General features: G+C 57.1%; 18 protein-coding genes. 11 read left to right on the top strand and 7 right to left on the bottom strand.

Going from position 1 to position 16,577, the window contains the following annotated elements:
- Positions 1–2 precede the first annotated feature (2 nt).
- Positions 3–767: a class I SAM-dependent methyltransferase gene (locus tag MJ923_RS12945; protein ID WP_240591457.1), complete on the bottom strand. Its 765-nt coding sequence runs from the start codon at positions 765–767 to the stop codon at positions 3–5.
- 176 nt (positions 768–943) lie between these two features.
- On the opposite strand from MJ923_RS12945, the gene MJ923_RS12940 reads away from it, so the two are divergent.
- The gene (locus MJ923_RS12940) at positions 944–1,549 is read left to right on the top strand and encodes an energy transducer TonB (protein ID WP_240591456.1); all 606 of its coding nucleotides are present in this window, start codon (positions 944–946) and stop codon (positions 1,547–1,549) included.
- On the opposite strand, the gene yjeH is transcribed toward MJ923_RS12940, so the two are convergent.
- The gene (gene yjeH, locus MJ923_RS12935; protein WP_240591455.1) at positions 1,546–2,802 is read right to left on the bottom strand and encodes an L-methionine/branched-chain amino acid transporter; all 1,257 of its coding nucleotides are present in this window, start codon (positions 2,800–2,802) and stop codon (positions 1,546–1,548) included. The two genes, MJ923_RS12940 and yjeH, sit on opposite strands and share 4 nt — an antisense overlap.
- Positions 2,803–2,965: 163 nt before the next feature.
- On the opposite strand from yjeH, the gene MJ923_RS12930 reads away from it, so the two are divergent.
- The 5 genes from MJ923_RS12930 (at position 2,966) to menE (ending at position 8,570) form a co-directional block, all read left to right on the top strand.
- On the top strand, positions 2,966–3,397 hold the full coding sequence (locus MJ923_RS12930) for an Lrp/AsnC family transcriptional regulator (RefSeq protein ID WP_240591454.1): 432 nt from the start codon (positions 2,966–2,968) through the stop codon (positions 3,395–3,397).
- Positions 3,398–3,560: 163 nt separating this feature from the next.
- A complete protein-coding gene (menD, locus tag MJ923_RS12925; protein WP_240591453.1) occupies positions 3,561–5,282 on the top strand; it encodes a 2-succinyl-5-enolpyruvyl-6-hydroxy-3-cyclohexene-1-carboxylic-acid synthase in 1,722 nt (573 codons plus the stop codon).
- Positions 5,264–6,070, top strand: a complete 807-nt coding sequence (menH, locus tag MJ923_RS12920) for a 2-succinyl-6-hydroxy-2,4-cyclohexadiene-1-carboxylate synthase (protein ID WP_240591452.1) — start codon at positions 5,264–5,266, stop codon at positions 6,068–6,070. The genes menD and menH overlap by 19 nt, the downstream gene beginning before the upstream one ends.
- A complete protein-coding gene (gene menC / locus MJ923_RS12915) occupies positions 6,067–7,140 on the top strand; it encodes an o-succinylbenzoate synthase (RefSeq protein ID WP_240591451.1) in 1,074 nt (357 codons plus the stop codon). The genes menH and menC overlap by 4 nt, the downstream gene beginning before the upstream one ends.
- Positions 7,137–8,570 (top strand): o-succinylbenzoate--CoA ligase, encoded by a 1,434-nt coding sequence (menE, locus tag MJ923_RS12910; RefSeq protein ID WP_240591450.1) that lies wholly within the window; start codon positions 7,137–7,139, stop codon positions 8,568–8,570. The genes menC and menE overlap by 4 nt, the downstream gene beginning before the upstream one ends.
- Positions 8,571–8,634: 64 nt before the next feature.
- On the opposite strand, the gene rpoH is transcribed toward menE, so the two are convergent.
- The 4 genes from rpoH to ftsY form a co-directional block, all read right to left on the bottom strand.
- Positions 8,635–9,492, bottom strand: a complete 858-nt coding sequence (gene rpoH, locus MJ923_RS12905) for an RNA polymerase sigma factor RpoH (RefSeq protein ID WP_126168640.1) — start codon at positions 9,490–9,492, stop codon at positions 8,635–8,637.
- Between the two features lie 187 nt (positions 9,493–9,679).
- On the bottom strand, positions 9,680–10,645 hold the full coding sequence (ftsX, locus tag MJ923_RS12900; protein ID WP_240591449.1) for a permease-like cell division protein FtsX: 966 nt from the start codon (positions 10,643–10,645) through the stop codon (positions 9,680–9,682).
- A gap of 11 nt (positions 10,646–10,656) precedes the next feature.
- A complete protein-coding gene (gene ftsE / locus MJ923_RS12895) occupies positions 10,657–11,346 on the bottom strand; it encodes a cell division ATP-binding protein FtsE (protein WP_126168642.1) in 690 nt (229 codons plus the stop codon).
- Positions 11,343–13,001, bottom strand: a complete 1,659-nt coding sequence (gene ftsY, locus MJ923_RS12890; protein WP_240591448.1) for a signal recognition particle-docking protein FtsY — start codon at positions 12,999–13,001, stop codon at positions 11,343–11,345. Before ftsY ends, ftsE begins: the two co-directional genes overlap by 4 nt.
- A gap of 175 nt (positions 13,002–13,176) precedes the next feature.
- Between ftsY and rsmD the strand changes: the two genes are divergently transcribed.
- Both rsmD and MJ923_RS12880 read left to right on the top strand, forming a co-directional pair.
- Positions 13,177–13,815 (top strand): 16S rRNA (guanine(966)-N(2))-methyltransferase RsmD, encoded by a 639-nt coding sequence (gene rsmD, locus MJ923_RS12885; protein WP_240591447.1) that lies wholly within the window; start codon positions 13,177–13,179, stop codon positions 13,813–13,815.
- Positions 13,812–14,105 carry a DUF1145 domain-containing protein gene (locus MJ923_RS12880; RefSeq protein ID WP_240591446.1) on the top strand — a complete coding sequence of 98 codons (294 nt, stop codon included), beginning with the start codon at positions 13,812–13,814 and terminating at the stop codon, positions 14,103–14,105. The genes rsmD and MJ923_RS12880 overlap by 4 nt, the downstream gene beginning before the upstream one ends.
- 76 nt (positions 14,106–14,181) lie before the next feature.
- Here the strand turns inward: MJ923_RS12880 and MJ923_RS12875 are convergent, their stop codons facing one another.
- A complete protein-coding gene (locus MJ923_RS12875) occupies positions 14,182–14,745 on the bottom strand; it encodes a NapC/NirT family cytochrome c (RefSeq protein WP_240591445.1) in 564 nt (187 codons plus the stop codon).
- A 333-nt stretch (positions 14,746–15,078) separates the two neighbouring features.
- Between MJ923_RS12875 and MJ923_RS12870 the strand changes: the two genes are divergently transcribed.
- The 3 genes from MJ923_RS12870 (at position 15,079) to MJ923_RS12860 (ending at position 16,483) form a co-directional block, all read left to right on the top strand.
- Entirely contained in the window at positions 15,079–15,489 is a 411-nt protein-coding gene (locus MJ923_RS12870) for a hypothetical protein (protein ID WP_240591444.1), read from the top strand.
- Between the two features lie 71 nt (positions 15,490–15,560).
- Positions 15,561–15,986 (top strand): DUF2057 family protein, encoded by a 426-nt coding sequence (locus MJ923_RS12865; protein ID WP_240591443.1) that lies wholly within the window; start codon positions 15,561–15,563, stop codon positions 15,984–15,986.
- Between the two features lie 83 nt (positions 15,987–16,069).
- Entirely contained in the window at positions 16,070–16,483 is a 414-nt protein-coding gene (locus tag MJ923_RS12860) for a hypothetical protein (protein WP_240591442.1), read from the top strand.
- Positions 16,484–16,577 lie beyond the last annotated feature (94 nt).

The following is a 16,577-nucleotide window of genomic DNA, read 5'->3' as shown; positions in this document are numbered from 1 at the left end:
GGTTACAGCCGGGTAAATTTGAGTACGAATCTATCAGTCTTTCCGCGTATATCCTTGTCAAACGCCGACTTTTCCAGATTATCTTCGGGATTGGCCAGCGCCGCGCTCTCGCCTTCCAGCACAAATCCGGCGGCGGTCATTTTTGCAATCACCACCGCAGGTTCAATGCGGTGCAGACTGTGGGTCACGGCAGTCCCCGCGCCGGCACTGGCGCGATGGTCGATAATCGCCACCTTGCCGCCCGGTTTGAGTGAGCGATACATCAGCGCCGTGAGCTTATCGACATCGATGGCAGGCCAGTCTTTTTCACTGAAAAAGGCGTCATGAAAGCCAAGTACGAAAAAGATGCGATCGAAACTCGCTTCGGCAAAGTGCAGGTCATCGGCCTCCGCCAGCAAGGTCTGCACATTGGGCAAGCGCGTGTTGTAGTCACGCAGCTTCAGCTCATCACCGGCAAAGGGCAGATACGCCTTGTTATTGTGCGCCACGACTGTGCCTTGTTTGCCCACGGTGCGGGCCAGCAGCTCGGTGTAGTAACCGCCTCCGGAAAAGATATCCAGCACCTGCTGACCCGGCGCTACCTCGAAGAAATTAAGAATGGCATCTGGGTGTCGATTGGCATCTGTCAGTCTGTCGGCTGCGGGCCGAGCTGCGTCGTTAATGGCAGCCTGAATGGCCGGTTGATCCGCCGCCAGGGCGGTGGTTGCACTGACGCCCAATAAGGACAGCAGCATTGTGGTTCCCAAAACGCGAGTGAATGTGTTCATCTGCAAGCTCCCGGTATAGTTGCGCCACACCATTTTGGTAAAGCAAAAGTAAATTTGCTGTTTATATTTTGTAAATATTTGCTTTTATTGAGGAAAAGTGTAAGAAAATGTTTGCCGGTTAAAAAACAAGCTGCTAGCTATATCAGTGAATGCCAATACAACACAGGAAGGTGGATATGGGTAAATCACTGATGCGAAAAGGTACGCTGGGAATGCTGGGCGCCTTGGTCACCCTGGGCTTGTTTGTCTTTATGGCCTATTTGGTGAAACAGCCGCCGGTGGAATATCAGCAGCCGACACCGACACCTACACTCCAGGTCACCATGCCGGACAGAGTCGATCCCAAGCCGATTCGGGAGCGCACGCCACCACCTATCCCTGAGCCAATAAAACCCATAGCTATCGCCACTGGCGGCGGCGATCCAAACGGCACTTTAATCGATACACCCACCATTGAGCTGCCACCGGTGCAACCGACAGGTCACGATTTTGGCAACAACGACTTTGAGGCCGTGCCCGTGGTGCAAATCCAGCCTAACTATCCCATCAGCGCCGCCCAAAACGGCAAGGAAGGCTTTGTGGTGTTGGGCTTCGATATTGCCGCCGATGGCAGCACCACTAATATCCGGGTGCTGGATGCCAACCCCAAACGCACCTTCGATGCCGCCGCCCGCGACGCAGTTAAGCGCTGGAAGTACAAACCCAGGATGGTCGATGGCAAACCGGTTGCTGTGAGTAACCAGCAGATCCGCCTCGACTTCAGCCTGGATCAGCGGATTTAACAGGCACTATCCGCTTTACGCTGCAAATGCCCCTTCTGCCACCACAGCAGGGGCAACACCAGCATCAGCAACGCCGCCGCATAAGCCATACGTTCGCCAAGCGATATCCCAAGCGCAATGCAGAAACCCAACCCCAATAAGATCCACGGGCGGGACGATGCGCCAAGCAAACGCAAGGCCGCCAGCATCGACATGGCATAGATAATTACAAACACCCCGTTGCTCCAGGCAATCAGCTGCTCCAGATCCTGCTTGAACACAAACACCAGGGTCAGCACCAACGCCATGGTGCCCAGAATCGCCGTTTGGGCGCGCACCGGCACACCGTGGTCGTTAAGACGCTGGAAATAGCGCGGCATAATGCCTTCGCAGCTAAAACTCCACAGCAGTCTGGCAGCACTGCCGGCATACACATTCACGGTAGCCAGGCCGGCGGCAATCCCCAGCACCCCAATCACCTGAGCACCGGCGCCGCCAAGCAGGGCATCGAATACCCCCATCATGGCCACGCCTGTGCTGGATGGCACCAGCCACAGCAGGCTGGTACAGCCAAGATAAATCAGCCCCACCAGCACAGTGCCAATCATCATCGCCGGGATCATGTCTTTTTCCGGCTCACGAAAATCGTGGGCCAGGTGAGTCATAGCCTCAACCCCGAGAAAGCTCCAGAAGGCGATACCCGCAGCCAGCATCATGGGACCTGTCTGCCAGGCTGATTCAAAATCCGGCAATTCGACGGCCTGATGCTGCACACCAAGCGCCATAAACAGCGCCAGAACCACAGACACAATCCCCAGCGTCAGTGCGAACTGCGCCTTGGCCGACACCTGCAATCCCTTTAAATTGGCGAGCCACAACAGACCTATCACCAGCAGCTGCGCCACCAACAGCTCAGCGCCCGCCAATGGCAGTAAAGCGGTGACAAACTGAAATGTCATCAAAATGGCGGCCGGGGCGCCCATGGGGATCACCAGCAAAAAGATAAGCCCGATACTGCGCCCGAGGGTACGGCCAAAGGCTTTTTCCACGAAGAAGGCTGGCCCGGCGGCATGGGGAAAACGGCTAGCCAAACGACCAAACACCAGGGTCACAGGGATAATGGCCAGGGTAAGCAGCGCCCAGGCCCAGAGCGCACTGGCACCGGCCTTTTCCAGGGTCATCTGCGGTAAGATAAACACCCCGGTACCCAATAAAGTGGTGGCCATGAGTCCGGCGCCTTGCCAACGTCCGATCGTTCCTTTGATATGTTCCATCTGTTAAATTATTGCTGCGGGGAATGAGCCAAAGTATAGTCGGGCACCGAATAACATTCTGTCGTGCTTTTCCGCCATACCAGGGCATAAAGCCGTCATTTTGCCGGATATTAATCAGTTTGCCGTCATTTCGTCGGCAACAGTCATGGGGAGCTGCTTCAAGGTGGATAAATTCGACAAGGCCATAGTGCAGGCACTGAGGGAAGACGCACGCCAGAGCGTATCGGCCATTGCCGAGCGGGTGAATTTGTCGCGAAGCGCTGTGTCGGACCGGATCAAAAAGCTCGAGAGCACAGGTGTTATCCGTGGTTATCAGGTGCTCTTGTCCGAGTCGCAAAAAGAAGGGGTGTCAGCCTACTTCGAAATTCAGCACAAATGCCCCCGCTGCGCCGACGTGGTGCATGTGTTTCAGGCCATTCCCGAAGTGCTGACCTGCCACGGCATCTCAGGTGATATGGATCTGCTGGTGTACGTTCATACCCCGTCGATGCGGCGCCTGCACGAAATCCGCGAATACATAGATACCCACACCGAAATAGTAAAAATTAAAACCCATGTGGTAATGAGCGAGTGGATCAATAACCTCGCCAGCTGATCTCAATTGCGCCACAGCCCGATCACCAAAATGCCAAATGGCGCCCGAATTGAGTGAGCCGGTCGGCAATTGGCAACACCGCTGGCACCAAGCGAAAAAATTGCCTTTTATGCGCTGGAGTTAGCGGTAAACTATGGTCATCAGTTCCCCGATATTTTGACCCATGGACCATACTCATCCAGGCACAGCCGAACTCAATCTGCTTTGGGGCTCACTTATTCTCGAAGAGCTGTCACGCTATGGCGTGCAGCACCTGTGCATGGCGCCGGGCTCGCGCTCCACGCCACTCACTCTGGCCGCAGCCGCACAAACCAAGCTCAGTCGCCATCTGCATTTCGATGAGCGTGGGCTGGGCTTTCTGGCGCTGGGACTGGCCAAGGCCAGCGGCACGCCGGTGGCCATCATCACCACTTCGGGCACTGCGGTGGCCAATCTCTACCCTGCCATTGTCGAAGCCTGGCTGACCCGGGTGCCGCTGATTGTGCTCTCCGGCGACCGTCCCTGGGAGCTGATTGGCTGCGGAGCCAATCAGGCGATTCCCCAGCCCGGGATCTTCGGCCAGTATGCCGAGCCGCTGAACCTGCCGGCGCCAAGCCGCCAGATAGCACCGGAAGCGCTGCTCAGTGCCATCGACGAAAAGCTTGCCAACCTCAGTCGGCCACTGCACATCAACTGCATGTACCGCGAGCCCCTGTATCCCAGCGAAGCGTCTGAGCTCAGCGGCTTCGACGGCTACCTTAGCCGCCTCAGTCACTGGCAGGCCACCCAAACGCCCTACCTCGACATAGCGCCATCGCGCCCCTTCAGCCCACCGACGAGGGACGCCATGATGCGCTTCGTCCACGGCAAGGGCGTGATAGTGGCAGGCACCCTCACCGAAGACGAGGCACCGCTGGAACTCATTACGCTTGCGCAAAAGCTTGGTTGGCCGCTGCTGACCGATGCCCAGTGCCAACTGCGGCAACATCCGGGCGCCATTGGCCATATCGACCAACTGCTGCAAAGCCCCAGAGCCAAAGGCTTGTTGGAACAGGCCGATCGGGTGCTGGTGTTCGGCGCTCGCCTGCTGTCAAAACGGCTTATCGCCTTTTTGGCCGAAAAAGACTGGCACAGCCAATGGCAGGTATTGCCAGCACAGGAGCGGCTCGACCCCAGCCACAGCAGCAAACAATTGTGGCTTGGCCGTGCGGGTGAGATGGCGGCGCTGGACTGGCCGCGCTCCAGCGAGGCCAACTGGGCCAATGAACTGACGGCACTGAATCAGGCCGCAGAGCAGGACTTTATCCACCATATCGACGGCGGCGAGTTTGGCGAGGCCCAGGTAGTGCGCGCCATTGCCGCCAGCCACACCGCCGAGCAGCAGCTCTTTATCGGCAACAGCCTGCCGGTGCGGCTGTACGACATGTTCGCCCCCATCGGCTGCTGCGCCGCCAGTACCTTTACCAATCGCGGCGCCTCCGGCATCGATGGCTTGCTGGCTACTGCCTGCGGCGTGGCCCGTCATCAGGGCAGACCCACAACCCTGATTATCGGCGACCTGTCGGCGCTGCATGATCTCAATTCGCTGGCGCTGGCGCGAGGCTGCCAGTCGCCGCTGGTCATAGTGGTGCTGAATAACGATGGCGGCAATATTTTCAACCTGCTGCCGGTGCCTTCCGAGAACCTGAGAAGCGATTTTTACCGCCTGAGCCATGGGCTGGAATTTGGCTATGGTGCAGCCATGTTCGGCCTGCCCTACGACAGAGCCGAAGACATGGACAGCTTTATGGAGGCTTATCAGAGCGCGCTGGAACATCCCGGCGCCAGCCTGATTGAAGTGACAGTCGCCCACGACCAGGCCAGCAATCAAATCAAGAGGATGGCAGAGTGGATGCGAAGCCGCTGATACCAACGCTGGTGCTGCTGCACGGTTTTCTGGGCAGCGGCCGCGATTGGGATGCGCTCAGGCAAACGCTGGGTAATCGCCTGCGGGTGTTGACCCCGGATCTGCCCGGCCACGGCCTGAATCCTCTGCCCTGCAGCGAGTTCAATTTCGACGGTGTCTGCAACGCGCTGAAGCGCTATCTGACCGAGCATGAGGTGAGTCAGTTTCACTTGCTGGGCTATTCCCTTGGCGGCAGATTGGCGCTGCATCTGGCCAAACGCTTGCAGGCCAAGCAGGGGCAGGAAGGGCATCGGTCGCAGCGGCTGTTATCGCTCACTCTGGAATCCTGCCATCCGGGCCTCGCAGATAGTTCTGCCCGCAACGAGCGGCTTGGCTCTGATGAACTTTGGGCCCAGCGGCTGGCCAGCGAACCACTCGGCCAGTTTCTGGACGACTGGTATCGACAGGGAGTGTTCGCTCATCTGGACCATGTCAGCCGCGCCCGGCTTATCGAAAAGCGGCTGCAAGACCATCCGGATACCCAGCGCAATCAATTGGTTACCCTTTACCGGTCCACTTCCCTTGGCAGGCAACAAGACCTGTGGCAATTGCCCGCCATGCTCAGTTGCCCAGTCAACTTTATTTATGGCGAGCACGACAGCAAGTTTGCCGCCATTGCCCGGAACTGGCAGCAGCTGGCGCCTGTCCACAGCCACAGCATTCGCGGCGCAGGCCACAATTGCCATGCCGAGCAGCCTGGAGTACTGGCGACCTTGCTGCTTGACCTTATCGATGGAACCCAATCATGACTTCTTCTATGGAATTCGCCCTCTACCCCTACCGTATCGCCCTCTCCCGCCCCTTACCGGTGGGCAAGCAGCGCATCGACCACAGACAGGGCCTGGTGCTTGAAGCGCGTTTGGATGGTGTAACTGCTTTTTCCGAGATAGCCCCGCTGTCGGGGATCGATATCGATGGTGAATCGCTTCAGGGCTTCAGCAGGGAGTCTTTGGATGATTGTATTGCCGCGCTTAAGACCAGCCTGAAACAGATTGCTACCCTGGATGAGCTGGAACAGGCCGCCGATGACGCCAGCCTGCCCGCCATCGGCTGGGGCCTCGGCGTGACTGCGGCCAAACTCAGGGGCCATTTCGGCCACAGCTTTGATGACAATGCCCGCACCCCGGCCATCCCGGCGGTACCGCTGCTATATTTAAACCCGGGCGAGAGTCTTGATGCTCTGATGTTGCGGGTCAAAGCACTGCCGGATACGACCCGCTTTGCCAAGGTCAAGGTGGCGCAAACCTCCATGGAGGAGGAACTTCGGCTTATCCATGCCATTTTGGCGGCCAGGCCCAGGCTAAAGCTGCGCCTCGATGCCAACCAGGGCTTTGAGCTGGAAACCGCCATCGACTTTTGCGCCTGTCTGCCGCTTCAAAGCATCGACTATATTGAAGAGCCCTGTCGCAACCCGCTGGACAACCCGGCCCTGCACCGTGCCACCGGCATCGGCTTCGCGCTGGATGAATCCATTGCCTCAGGGACAGACGCGCTACATTCGGACCCACAGGCTCAGGGCCTTAAAGCTTTGGTGCTCAAACCCATGCTGCTGGGCTCCCCCGCCAGAGTGCAACGACTTATCGACCAGGCCCATGCCCTCGGGGTGCGCTGCGTTATCAGCTCAAGCCTTGAGTCTTCCCTCGGCATAGATGCACTCAGGCAATTTGCTGCCATAACAACCCCGGACGAAGCACCGGGGCTGGATACTCTGGCCGCCTTCGATGCTGACTGTGTGCTGCCAAGCGGCAAGAACCGACTGCTTACACCCAGTGCCCCGGGCTCGATTCAGGGCTCTGAAATTGGGGCTTCACTGCTTTGACGGCATCAACCGCACTGTCACCGCTGCAACAGGCCGCCGATCGTTGGCCCGATGCCTGTGCCCTGCGCTGGGGCGATACCCGTCTCAGCTACCGCGAGCTGGCACTCAAAGCACGGCACATTGGCGCCGCGCTTAAACAGGCAGGCATTAAACGGCTGGGAGTCATTGGCCGCAACAGCCCCGAGCAGGTGCTGCTTTACTGGGGCTGTGTGGAGGCTGGCAGCCTGTTTTGCCCGCTGTCATGGCGCTTCCCCAAGGCACAGCTTGAGAAGCTCGCCGGGCGGCTGGAACTGGATGCCATCTATTATGGCGATCCCCAAATACCCAGGCTTGGCGCCATCGATGAGTTTTCCGTCACCGCATGCCCAAACACCCATACAGAAACGGACACACCTGAGCCCGGCCTTATCGACTGGCAGGCACCGGTTAATCTGGTACTGACCTCGGGCTCCAGCGGCGAGCCCAAAGCCGCACTGCACAGCCTGGCCAACTACATGGCCAGCGCCACTGGGTCGGCGTCACTCATACCCCTTAAGCCAGGCGACAGCTGGCTGTTATCACTGCCGCTGTTTCATATCGGTGGGCTGGCGATTTTGCACCGCTGCGTTCTCGAAGGCGCCTGTGTGGCCATTCCGACAGAGCGCACCCTCAGCGACAGCCTCGCCCAGCTAAAGCCAACCCATGTGTCACTGGTGGCAGCTCAGCTAAGCGAATTGCTGGGCCAAGCGCCCGAGCGTCTGTCATCGGTGAAAGCCTTGCTGCTTGGCGGCGGCGCCATGCCTGTATCCCTGCTGGAGAGCGTGAAAGCCCTCGGGATTGCAGCCTTTAGCAGCTACGGCATGACGGAAATGAGCTCACAAATCACCACCGGGCCAGCCAACAGCGAAGGCGCCAGCGGTACTCTGCTGCCCGGGCGGCAACTGCGCATTGAGGACGGAGAAATTCAGGTGCGCGGCGATACCCTGTTTCTGGGCTATCTGACGCCAAACAGCATAGAAAGGCCGCTGACCATAGACGGCTGGTTTGCCACCAGGGACAAAGGCCACCTTGATGCTGACGGTCGGCTGTTTGTGGCAGGTCGGCTGGATAACATGTTTGTTTGCGGCGGCGAGAATCTGCAACCGGAGGAAGTGGAAGCGGCGCTGTGTCGTCATCCAGCCATCGCCGAGGCGCTGGTATTTGCGTTGGCTGACGCACGCTTTGGCAACCTGCCCCACGCCATGTTGCGCTTAAGGCAGGATAGCGGCACCATGCCAAGCCAAGCTGAGCTGGATGCGTTTCTTGCCAGCCACATTGCCCGCTTCAAGCGGCCACGGCGCTACTTTGCCTGGCCGGAGAATGCCTGGCACGAGACAGGCAGCAGCGGCCTTAAGCCCAATCGAAAGGCACTGATACAGGCGCTGCTGGCGCGGGAAGGCCTAAAAGGCTAACTTAAAGGCTAAACAGGTATAAAAAAACCGGCGCTCAGGCCGGTTTTTTCAGACTCGCCGGAAGTTAAACTTCCATGCAGGCCTTAAGTTTGTTCATGGCGTTCTTTTCGAGCTGACGAATACGCTCGGCAGACACCTGATACTGCTCGGCCAGCTCCTGCAGGGTGACCTTGTCGTCATCCAACCAGCGGGCACGCAGAATGTGCTGGCTGCGCTCATCCAGAGTCTTGATGGCCGACAGCAAACGGTTCTGGGCAGCAGATTCCCAGTTGTCGTTTTCGATGTTGGCCGCCAAATCGGAAGAGTGGTCTTCCAGATAATGAACAGGCGCGAAGCTCTCGTCATCGTCGTGGTCGTTCACCAGATCGAATGCCTGATCCTGGGCCGCCATACGCGACTCCATCTCAGTTACGTCTTCCTTCGATACCCCAAGGTTTTCCGCTACCATGGCCACTTCATCATCTGAGAACCAGCCCAGACGCTGTTTGGCCTTGCGCAGATTAAAGAACAGCTTGCGCTGTGCCTTGGTGGTGGCCACCTTGACGATGCGCCAGTTTTTGAGGACGTATTCGTGGATCTCGGCTTTAATCCAATGCACCGCAAAGGACACCAGACGCACGCCTACATCGGGATCGAATCGCTTAACGGCCTTCATCAGACCTATGTTGCCTTCCTGAATAAGGTCAGCCTGTGGCAGACCGTAGCCGGAGTAGCTTTTGGCAACGTGCACTACAAAGCGCAGGTGGGACATAATCAGCTGCTTAGCCGCCTGCAGGTCACCGGTTTCCTGCAAACGCTTGGCGAGCTGATACTCCTGCTCCGCCTCCAGCATGGGCATGCTGTTGACCGAGTGAATATAAGCTTCAAGGCTACCGGCTCCCTGGGGGACCATCAGTGCCATTGATTGCGTTTGTCCAGTCATTGGTTCTCCTGATTACTTCTCACTTGAGCCTTTACCCGAGGTTCGGGGAGGGCTGATGAACTATCGGCCATCTGACATGTCATGTCAAGACTGCCGCCAAGCCACCTATTCCGGAAAGCTATTTTGGCCCCGCAAATAGGACTTCTCAAGTGAACAAAAGTTCATTTTTTGCGCGTCTGAGCGGGGCTTAAGAGGGCTCAATCGCCCGCAGGTGTTGGCGTACCGACAGATATGAGCCAAGCCAGCCGAGGAAGGAGGCCAGAAACACCAGCTGGATAAGCTCGGTAAAGCTTAAGGAAGCCATCTCAATATTGCTGCCGTAAAGCCCCAACAATTCGGCGATGGCGCCATCCAGATACCACACCAGCAGGTTGATGATGATCCAGGCCAGAATGCCGCCAATCACGCCATACCAGATCCCGGTATAGAGGAAAGGCCGCTGAATAAAGGCTTCGGTAGCGCCCACCAGCTTCATCACTTCGATTTCGTTGCGGCGGTTCATAATCGCCAGACGAATGGTGTTACCAATCACCAGCACCACCGCCAGCACCAACAGGGCAGCAATCGCCATTACGGTGCTCTCCAGCAAACGGATCACCGCCTGCAAGCGCTCCAGCCACTCAATATCGAGGCGGCCAAAGCTCACTTCCTGTTCGCGCTCAAGCTTGCCAAGCAGCTCGCGGGCACCCACCGGGGTGGAATATTTGGCCGTAGGGGTCACAGTCACCACCGCCGGCAGTGGGTTGGCATCCAGATAAGACAGCGCCTCACCAAAGCCCGATAACTGCTGGAACTCGGCCAGCGCCTGATCGCGGTTGATATACTGCACCTCGGCGATTTCCGGGTACACCTTAATTCGGGAAATCAGGCTTTGAATCGCCTGCTCGTTGCGGCCTTCATCGATAAACAGGGAAATTTCAGCGGCACTGTTCCAGGACTGGGTGATGGTATCGGCGTTTTTCACCAGCACCTGCAAGGCGGCGGGCAGACTCAGGCTCACCCCCAGCACAGCCATGGTCATCAGTGACGATACCGGATTGCGCCACAGCTCGCCGATACTGGCCATGCCCTGCTGAATATGGCGGATAAAGAACATCACAATCTGGCCGGTAAAGGGCAGTTTGCTGCGGGTCAGCTCTCCGTGTTCGCGCATGGTCAGCTCCTTTATTCGCCGCGGCGCAGCGGCTCACCAATTTCGCGCGCCCCCAGCATACGGCCCTGGCGCAGGGTCAGGGTGCGGTATTTCATCCGGGCGATAAGCCCCAGATCGTGGGTGGCGATGAGTACCGTGGTGCCGGCATCGTTGAAGGTCTCAAACAAGCGCAGAATGTCCATCGACAACTTGGGGTCGAGGTTACCCGTAGGCTCATCCGCCAGCAGCAGTGCGGGCTTGTTGACGATGGCGCGGGCAATACCCACCCGCTGCTGCTCGCCGCCGGAGAGCATGATGGGGTTGTGGCGCTCTTTGCCATACAGGCCCACCATGTCAAGCGCTGCAGCCACCCGCTTTTTGATTTCGCCGTGGGTAAAGCCTTCGATAACCAGTGGCAGCGCCACGTTGTCGAACACGCTTCTGTCCATCAGCAGGTGGTGATTCTGAAAAATCATGCCGATTTCGCGGCGCAGATAAGGCACGTGGCGACGACTGATATCGGCAATATCGTGGCCGTTGATATACACCTTGCCGGCGCTGGCACGCTCGATAACCGTGATAAGTTTGAGCAGGGTACTCTTGCCCGCCCCCGAGTGTCCGGTGAGGAAGGCCATCTCGCCGCGGCGCAGATGGAAATTCACATCGGACAGGGCCTTTTGCCCGCCGGGGTAGACCTTGCTGACCTGCTCAAATCGAATCATGGGTTATCCGTTTTCTCCTGACTGAACAGGGCATCAATAAAGTCGTGAGCGTTGAACACCCGCAGATCGTCGATCTGCTCGCCAACACCTATGTATCGGATAGGAATACCAAATTTATCGGCAATGGCAAAGATAACTCCGCCTTTTGCGGTACCATCGAGCTTGGTAATGGAGATACCGGTCACGCCCACGGCCTCTTCAAACAGCTTGGCCTGGCTGATGGCATTCTGACCGGTGCTGGCGTCCAGAGTCAGCATCACTTCATGGGGGGCGCTCTCGTCGAGCTTCTTCATCACCCGCACCACTTTTTTCAGCTCTTCCATCAGGTGGCTCTTGTTCTGCAAACGACCGGCGGTGTCGCAAATCAGCACATCCACGCCCTTGGCCTTAGCCGATTGCAATGCGTCGAACAGCACCGAGGCACTGTCGGCACCGGTATGCTGGGCCACCACAGGGATATTGTTGCGCTGGCCCCACACCTGCAGCTGTTCAACCGCAGCGGCGCGGAAAGTATCACCGGCAGCCAGCATCACGCTCTTGCCCTGGCTCTGATACTGCTTGGCGAGCTTACCGATAGTGGTGGTTTTACCCACACCGTTTACGCCCACCATCAGAATCACATAAGGGCCTTCGGCATTTTCAGGCACCAGAGGCACGCTCACAGGCTCCAGGGTGCGCTGCATTTCTTCACGCAGCAGCTCATACAGGGCCTCGGCGTCTTTCAGTTGTTTGCGACTGGCGTGCTCGGTCAGGCTGTTGATCAGCTTGGAGGTGGTTTCAACCCCCACGTCGGCGATCAGCAGCTGCTCTTCCAGCTCTTCAAACAGTTCATCATCAATTTTCTTACCGCGGAACAGGCCAATAAAGCCACTGCCGATGTTCTCGCTGGTGCGCATCAAGCCACGCTTCAAACGGGCGAAGAAGCCTTCTTTCACCGGCTTGGCCTGGGGCTCGGGCTGCACCTCAACATCGGCTGCAGCGGCTTGCTCGGCGGCAAGGCGTTCGGTCTCAGCTTGCTCGGCAGCAATACGTTCGGCTTCGAGACGGGCTGCTTCCGCCTGCTCAGCGGCAACACGTTCTGCTTCAACACGTTCTGCTTCAACACGTTCAGCCTCGAGACGGGCGGCTTCAGCTTGCTCGGCAGCAATACGTTCAGCTTCGATACGTTCGGCTTCGAGACGGGCTGCTTCGGCGCGGGCGGCTTCAGCCTGCTCAGCGGCAATACGTTCTGCTTCAACGCGCTCAGCTTCAAGACGAGCAGCTTCGGCGCGGCTGGCTTCGGCCTGCTCAGCGGCAATACGTTCTGCCTCAAGGCGGGTGGCCTCGGCTTGCTCGGCAGCAATACGTTCAGCTTCGATACGCTCAGCCTCGAGACGTGCTGCTTCGGCGCGAGCGGCTTCAGCCTGCTCGGCGGCAATACGTTCGGCTTCAACACGTTCAGCCTCAAGACGTGCTGCTTCGGCGCGGGCGGCCTCGGCTTGCTCGGCGGCTTGACGCTCAGCCTGTTCTGCTTGTTCGGCGGCAGCCTGTTCTGCTGCGGCTTGCTCGGCGGCAATGTGTTCCTGCTGAGCACTGGCGCGTTCTGCTTCGGCCTGTTTTGCGGCCGCATCATCCTTGTCCCGGCGGAACCAGGAGAAAAAACCTTTCTTTGACATCTGTTGTACCGGTCTGTGTTGGCGCGGGGCCGTTTGCGAAGCCGGCGGCTTCATCGGTCATTCCGTGCCGTCTGGGAAGGTATCCCTGGGGATACGCTTTACGTTAAAATGACGGCCTTTTACGGGGTGGCCTAGTCTACCACTTTCTTTCTTCGGGCAAAATGACGGGGAACCAATGAGCAGAAATCGTTCATCTGCCGGACGCGGTCAGGGCACCAAGCCCAAGACCAGTGGCGGCTCGGGCACAGGTCAGGTGCGGATCATCGGCGGCCAATGGCGCTCACGCAAGCTGCCAATCAAGGATCTGGAAGGGCTGCGCCCTACCACCGACCGGGTGCGTGAAACCCTGTTTAACTGGATAGCGCCACATTTGCCCCACGCGCGGGTGCTGGATTGTTTCGGCGGCAGCGGCGCGCTGGCGCTGGAAGCCCTGTCCCGTTATGCCAGCTTCGCCAAGGTGTTTGAGCTGCAGCGTGAAGCGGCCAATCAGCTTAAGACCAACCTGCAAACCTTAAAGTGCGACAGCGCCGAGGTCGTAAACGGCGACACCCTGGCGCTGCTGGCCTCAGGCACGGCAGAAGGCTTCGATATCGTGTTTATCGACCCGCCATTCAGAAAAGGGCTGGCGGAAGCGACCCTCAATGCCCTTAAGGCCCACGACTGGCTGAAACCGGGTGCACTGGTGTATCTGGAAACCGAAAGTGAACTGGCCAGCATGGCGCTGCCAGAAGGCTTTGATGAGCTTAAGCACAAGCTCGCCGGTCAGGTGTGTTACCGATTACTGCAATTTAACGCGGGAGAGCAAACCCCATGAAATGGCTGACCATGCTTGGCAAGCTGGCGACACTGGGCGCCTGGGTGATGATGGGTTACAACCTGTTTGTGCCTTTCGACGGCAATATCGGTACCCTGCTTAAGATTTTATTGGCAGTCACTGTGGTGATGCACAGCTTCCAGTTGGGCGTGTTTCACCTGCTGTTTAAAAAACTGTTGCCACTGAAGGGCAGCGACTATTTACAGGTGTTTGCCTTTGGCGTGTTTGCGCTGCTGGAATACCGGGCACGGGCGCTGGCTAAGTTTGAGGCCGAGGCACGCCAGGGCTGATGGCGCTTTGAAACACAGTCACAAAAAAGCCCCGCATCGCGGGGCTTTTTGCTATCGCTATATCATGCGACCGCTATCAGCTCTTTGGATAGGGGTGGGCAACGCCCTTGTGGCAATCGATACAGGTCTTGCGCTTTTCAGGCTCTTTCTTGAAGTTGTTGCTGTGCATACGCACGGCCATCTTGCTCATGTTTTCAGACTGATTCTCGTAAATACGATTGTGGCAGTTCTGACAGGTAGAAGAATCGATGGCACGCAGGTAGTCGCGGGCCAGGTCGGCCTGCTCTTTGCGGTTGGCTTCGAGCCATTCCTGAGTGTTGAAACCATCGATGGTCAGGAAGCCGATAACGTCCTTGGACACAATGATTTTCTTCTTCAGGTAAGCGAAAGGCTCCTGAGCGATGTGGCACTGCTGACACTGAACAACAATACCGTTTTTGTTGTTGCCGTGTGCAGAAGCAAGCACTTCATCTTTAAGGGAATGATTGCTGTGACAGCTCATACAGAACTCGTCTGTACTGGTCATATGCAGTGTGGTTTGTGTCGCAAAGTAACCCACTACGCCAACCACAATACCTACCAACAACAGGGCAAATATTGAGTATTTCGCGCTGGGCTTGAATAGTGCACGCCAGTTCATCACTCTATCTCCAAAATCGGGTTATTGTTTTAGTGTGCCCATAGTAGGGTAATTCGGGTTTCGGAAATTTGACCGCAAGCGGAGTTTTTGAGCGAATCCCCAAGTTTTGTGCGGGTTTGAGATCCAGCGCAAACTTTGGCCGTCAAATCACGTCCTCCCTGATGTTCCAACATCAAAACCTAAAGTAAAGCTTAGGTGCTTGCAAGCCGTACAGCGACCCTTAATTGATTAAATCCATTTGATTATCAATTAAAAGTTTCAGTTTTTTGTTGGCCTGGGAACTTTTACTCAGACATGCCGGTCTGATTAATCGACACATAAACGGAGCCAACCATGAGCCTGAGATTGCCGCAACTGGCATTAAAACTCTTGCTGATTACCATGCTGCTGGGGCAAATACTGACCCCGGTGCAGGCTCTTGTGTCTGTAGTGAATGCACCAATGAGCATGGAAATGACCATGGGAGAGCTTTCCCATGAGGTCAGCGATGCAGCAACTCTGATGCCAAAGGTCAGCCACATGAGCACCATGATGGTGACAGGTGAGCACGACACCGACTGTCAGACCCACTGCGCCAGCCACAGCGAATCCGACTGCGCCCGTCACTGCGCCTCGGCAATGGCTTTGCCAATATTACCGCTTCACAGCACCCATCATCACCCCCAGGATGCCGTTGCCACTGCGTCCTGGAGCCTGATTGCCTTTATAGGTTCATTGCAAACTCCGCCGCCTGATTTGGCCTGAGTGTTTCCACACCCACGCAAAATTAACGTCGAATTTTTAGGGTACGCCTTTAGCGGCCCAGGAGTAATTGCATGAAAACCTTTATCAAATCTTTTGTTATCACCGCTGGCCTGCTGCTTTCTTCCCTCGCCAGTGCCGCCACTATCAACCTGCCGGAACAGCTGGGATTGCAGGCTGTGAATGGCGAGCGCGACATCACCAAGCCACTGATGCTGCCCAAAGGCGACCACTTGCTGGAGCTGCGCTTTGCCGAGATGTACGCCAGCAACGCCGACGACTCCGGCCAGTGGCTGCGCTCAGGTCCGCTGTATTTGCCGCTGAGCGTAGGCGATGAGCAACTGCTGACACTCACGCTGCCCAAGCTCTACAGCTATGATGAAGCCAGACGTTTTCTCAAGGCGCCGAAAGCCACACTGAGCCGCGACGGCAAGTCGGACGGGCAAGTCATTCTGCTCGACCATGCTGCCATGATGGCCAAGATGGCGGCAGCGCACTGAGCAACTGCAGCTTTGTGAGTAAAATCAATATCCAATTAAGTACTCTGTGCTAATATCGACGCTGTTCATGGTCTGAGGTCTTTATGTCGCCGATGCTGCGTAAACCATTGCTGGTAATAGTTACCCTGCTTGCCCTTGTGGGTCAGGCACTGGCGGGTAATGGCCACGCTATGGTGATGTCAGCCGACATGGACATGACCGAAGCCATGGATAGCGCCTTAATGACAGGGCACCCGGAGATGGCAGAGCAGCAACACGCCTGTTGTGACAATCAGGACATGACCATGCTTCCCGACCACAGCATGTCCTCCTGTTGCGACGGCGACGGTTTCTGCATTGGTGATTGCAACCACTGTCTGACCATCTCCATCAGCCTGAGCCTGCCTATCGCCAATTCCTGGCCAATGTCTTTTGGTCCGGAAGAAGCCCAGGCGTTACCCTTGCCTCATTTCCACTCTATTGCGCCCACTGTCGCTTTCAAGCCGCCCAAGGCCTGAACGCACGCCCTCAACTTACGCAATTAATTCAGCTTATTTGAATATTAGGTCGTTGCAGCTATCCTCGTTTTGCTGCTGACCCGAGTGGAGTATC

Origin of the sequence: Shewanella zhuhaiensis (genome assembly GCF_022484835.1) — a bacterium.
In the GTDB taxonomy this organism is placed as follows: domain Bacteria; phylum Pseudomonadota; class Gammaproteobacteria; order Enterobacterales; family Shewanellaceae; genus Shewanella; species Shewanella khirikhana.
The sequence above is the reverse complement of the archived record's forward strand: the minus strand, read 5'-3'. Positions and strand labels throughout refer to the sequence as shown.

Excerpts from the sequence above, each read along its gene's own strand:
- MJ923_RS12945 (WP_240591457.1), bottom strand. The coding sequence starts at position 767 with ATGAACACATTCACTCGCGTTTTGGGAACCACAATGCTGCTGTCCTTA.
- yjeH (WP_240591455.1), bottom strand. The coding sequence starts at position 2,802 with ATGGAACATATCAAAGGAACGATCGGACGTTGGCAAGGCGCCGGACTC.
- ftsE (WP_126168642.1), bottom strand. The coding sequence starts at position 11,346 with ATGATTCGATTTGAGCAGGTCAGCAAGGTCTACCCCGGCGGGCAAAAG.
- MJ923_RS12870 (WP_240591444.1), top strand. The coding sequence starts at position 15,079 with ATGAGCCTGAGATTGCCGCAACTGGCATTAAAACTCTTGCTGATTACC.
- rsmD (WP_240591447.1), top strand. The coding sequence starts at position 13,177 with ATGAGCAGAAATCGTTCATCTGCCGGACGCGGTCAGGGCACCAAGCCC.
- rpoH (WP_126168640.1), bottom strand. The coding sequence starts at position 9,492 with ATGACTGGACAAACGCAATCAATGGCACTGATGGTCCCCCAGGGAGCC.
- MJ923_RS12875 (WP_240591445.1), bottom strand. The coding sequence starts at position 14,745 with ATGAACTGGCGTGCACTATTCAAGCCCAGCGCGAAATACTCAATATTT.
- ftsY (WP_240591448.1), bottom strand. The coding sequence starts at position 13,001 with ATGTCAAAGAAAGGTTTTTTCTCCTGGTTCCGCCGGGACAAGGATGAT.
- menD (WP_240591453.1), top strand. The coding sequence starts at position 3,561 with ATGGACCATACTCATCCAGGCACAGCCGAACTCAATCTGCTTTGGGGC.
- MJ923_RS12865 (WP_240591443.1), top strand. The coding sequence starts at position 15,561 with ATGAAAACCTTTATCAAATCTTTTGTTATCACCGCTGGCCTGCTGCTT.
- MJ923_RS12940 (WP_240591456.1), top strand. The coding sequence starts at position 944 with ATGGGTAAATCACTGATGCGAAAAGGTACGCTGGGAATGCTGGGCGCC.
- MJ923_RS12860 (WP_240591442.1), top strand. The coding sequence starts at position 16,070 with ATGTCGCCGATGCTGCGTAAACCATTGCTGGTAATAGTTACCCTGCTT.
- menC (WP_240591451.1), top strand. The coding sequence starts at position 6,067 with ATGACTTCTTCTATGGAATTCGCCCTCTACCCCTACCGTATCGCCCTC.
- MJ923_RS12880 (WP_240591446.1), top strand. The coding sequence starts at position 13,812 with ATGAAATGGCTGACCATGCTTGGCAAGCTGGCGACACTGGGCGCCTGG.
- ftsX (WP_240591449.1), bottom strand. The coding sequence starts at position 10,645 with ATGCGCGAACACGGAGAGCTGACCCGCAGCAAACTGCCCTTTACCGGC.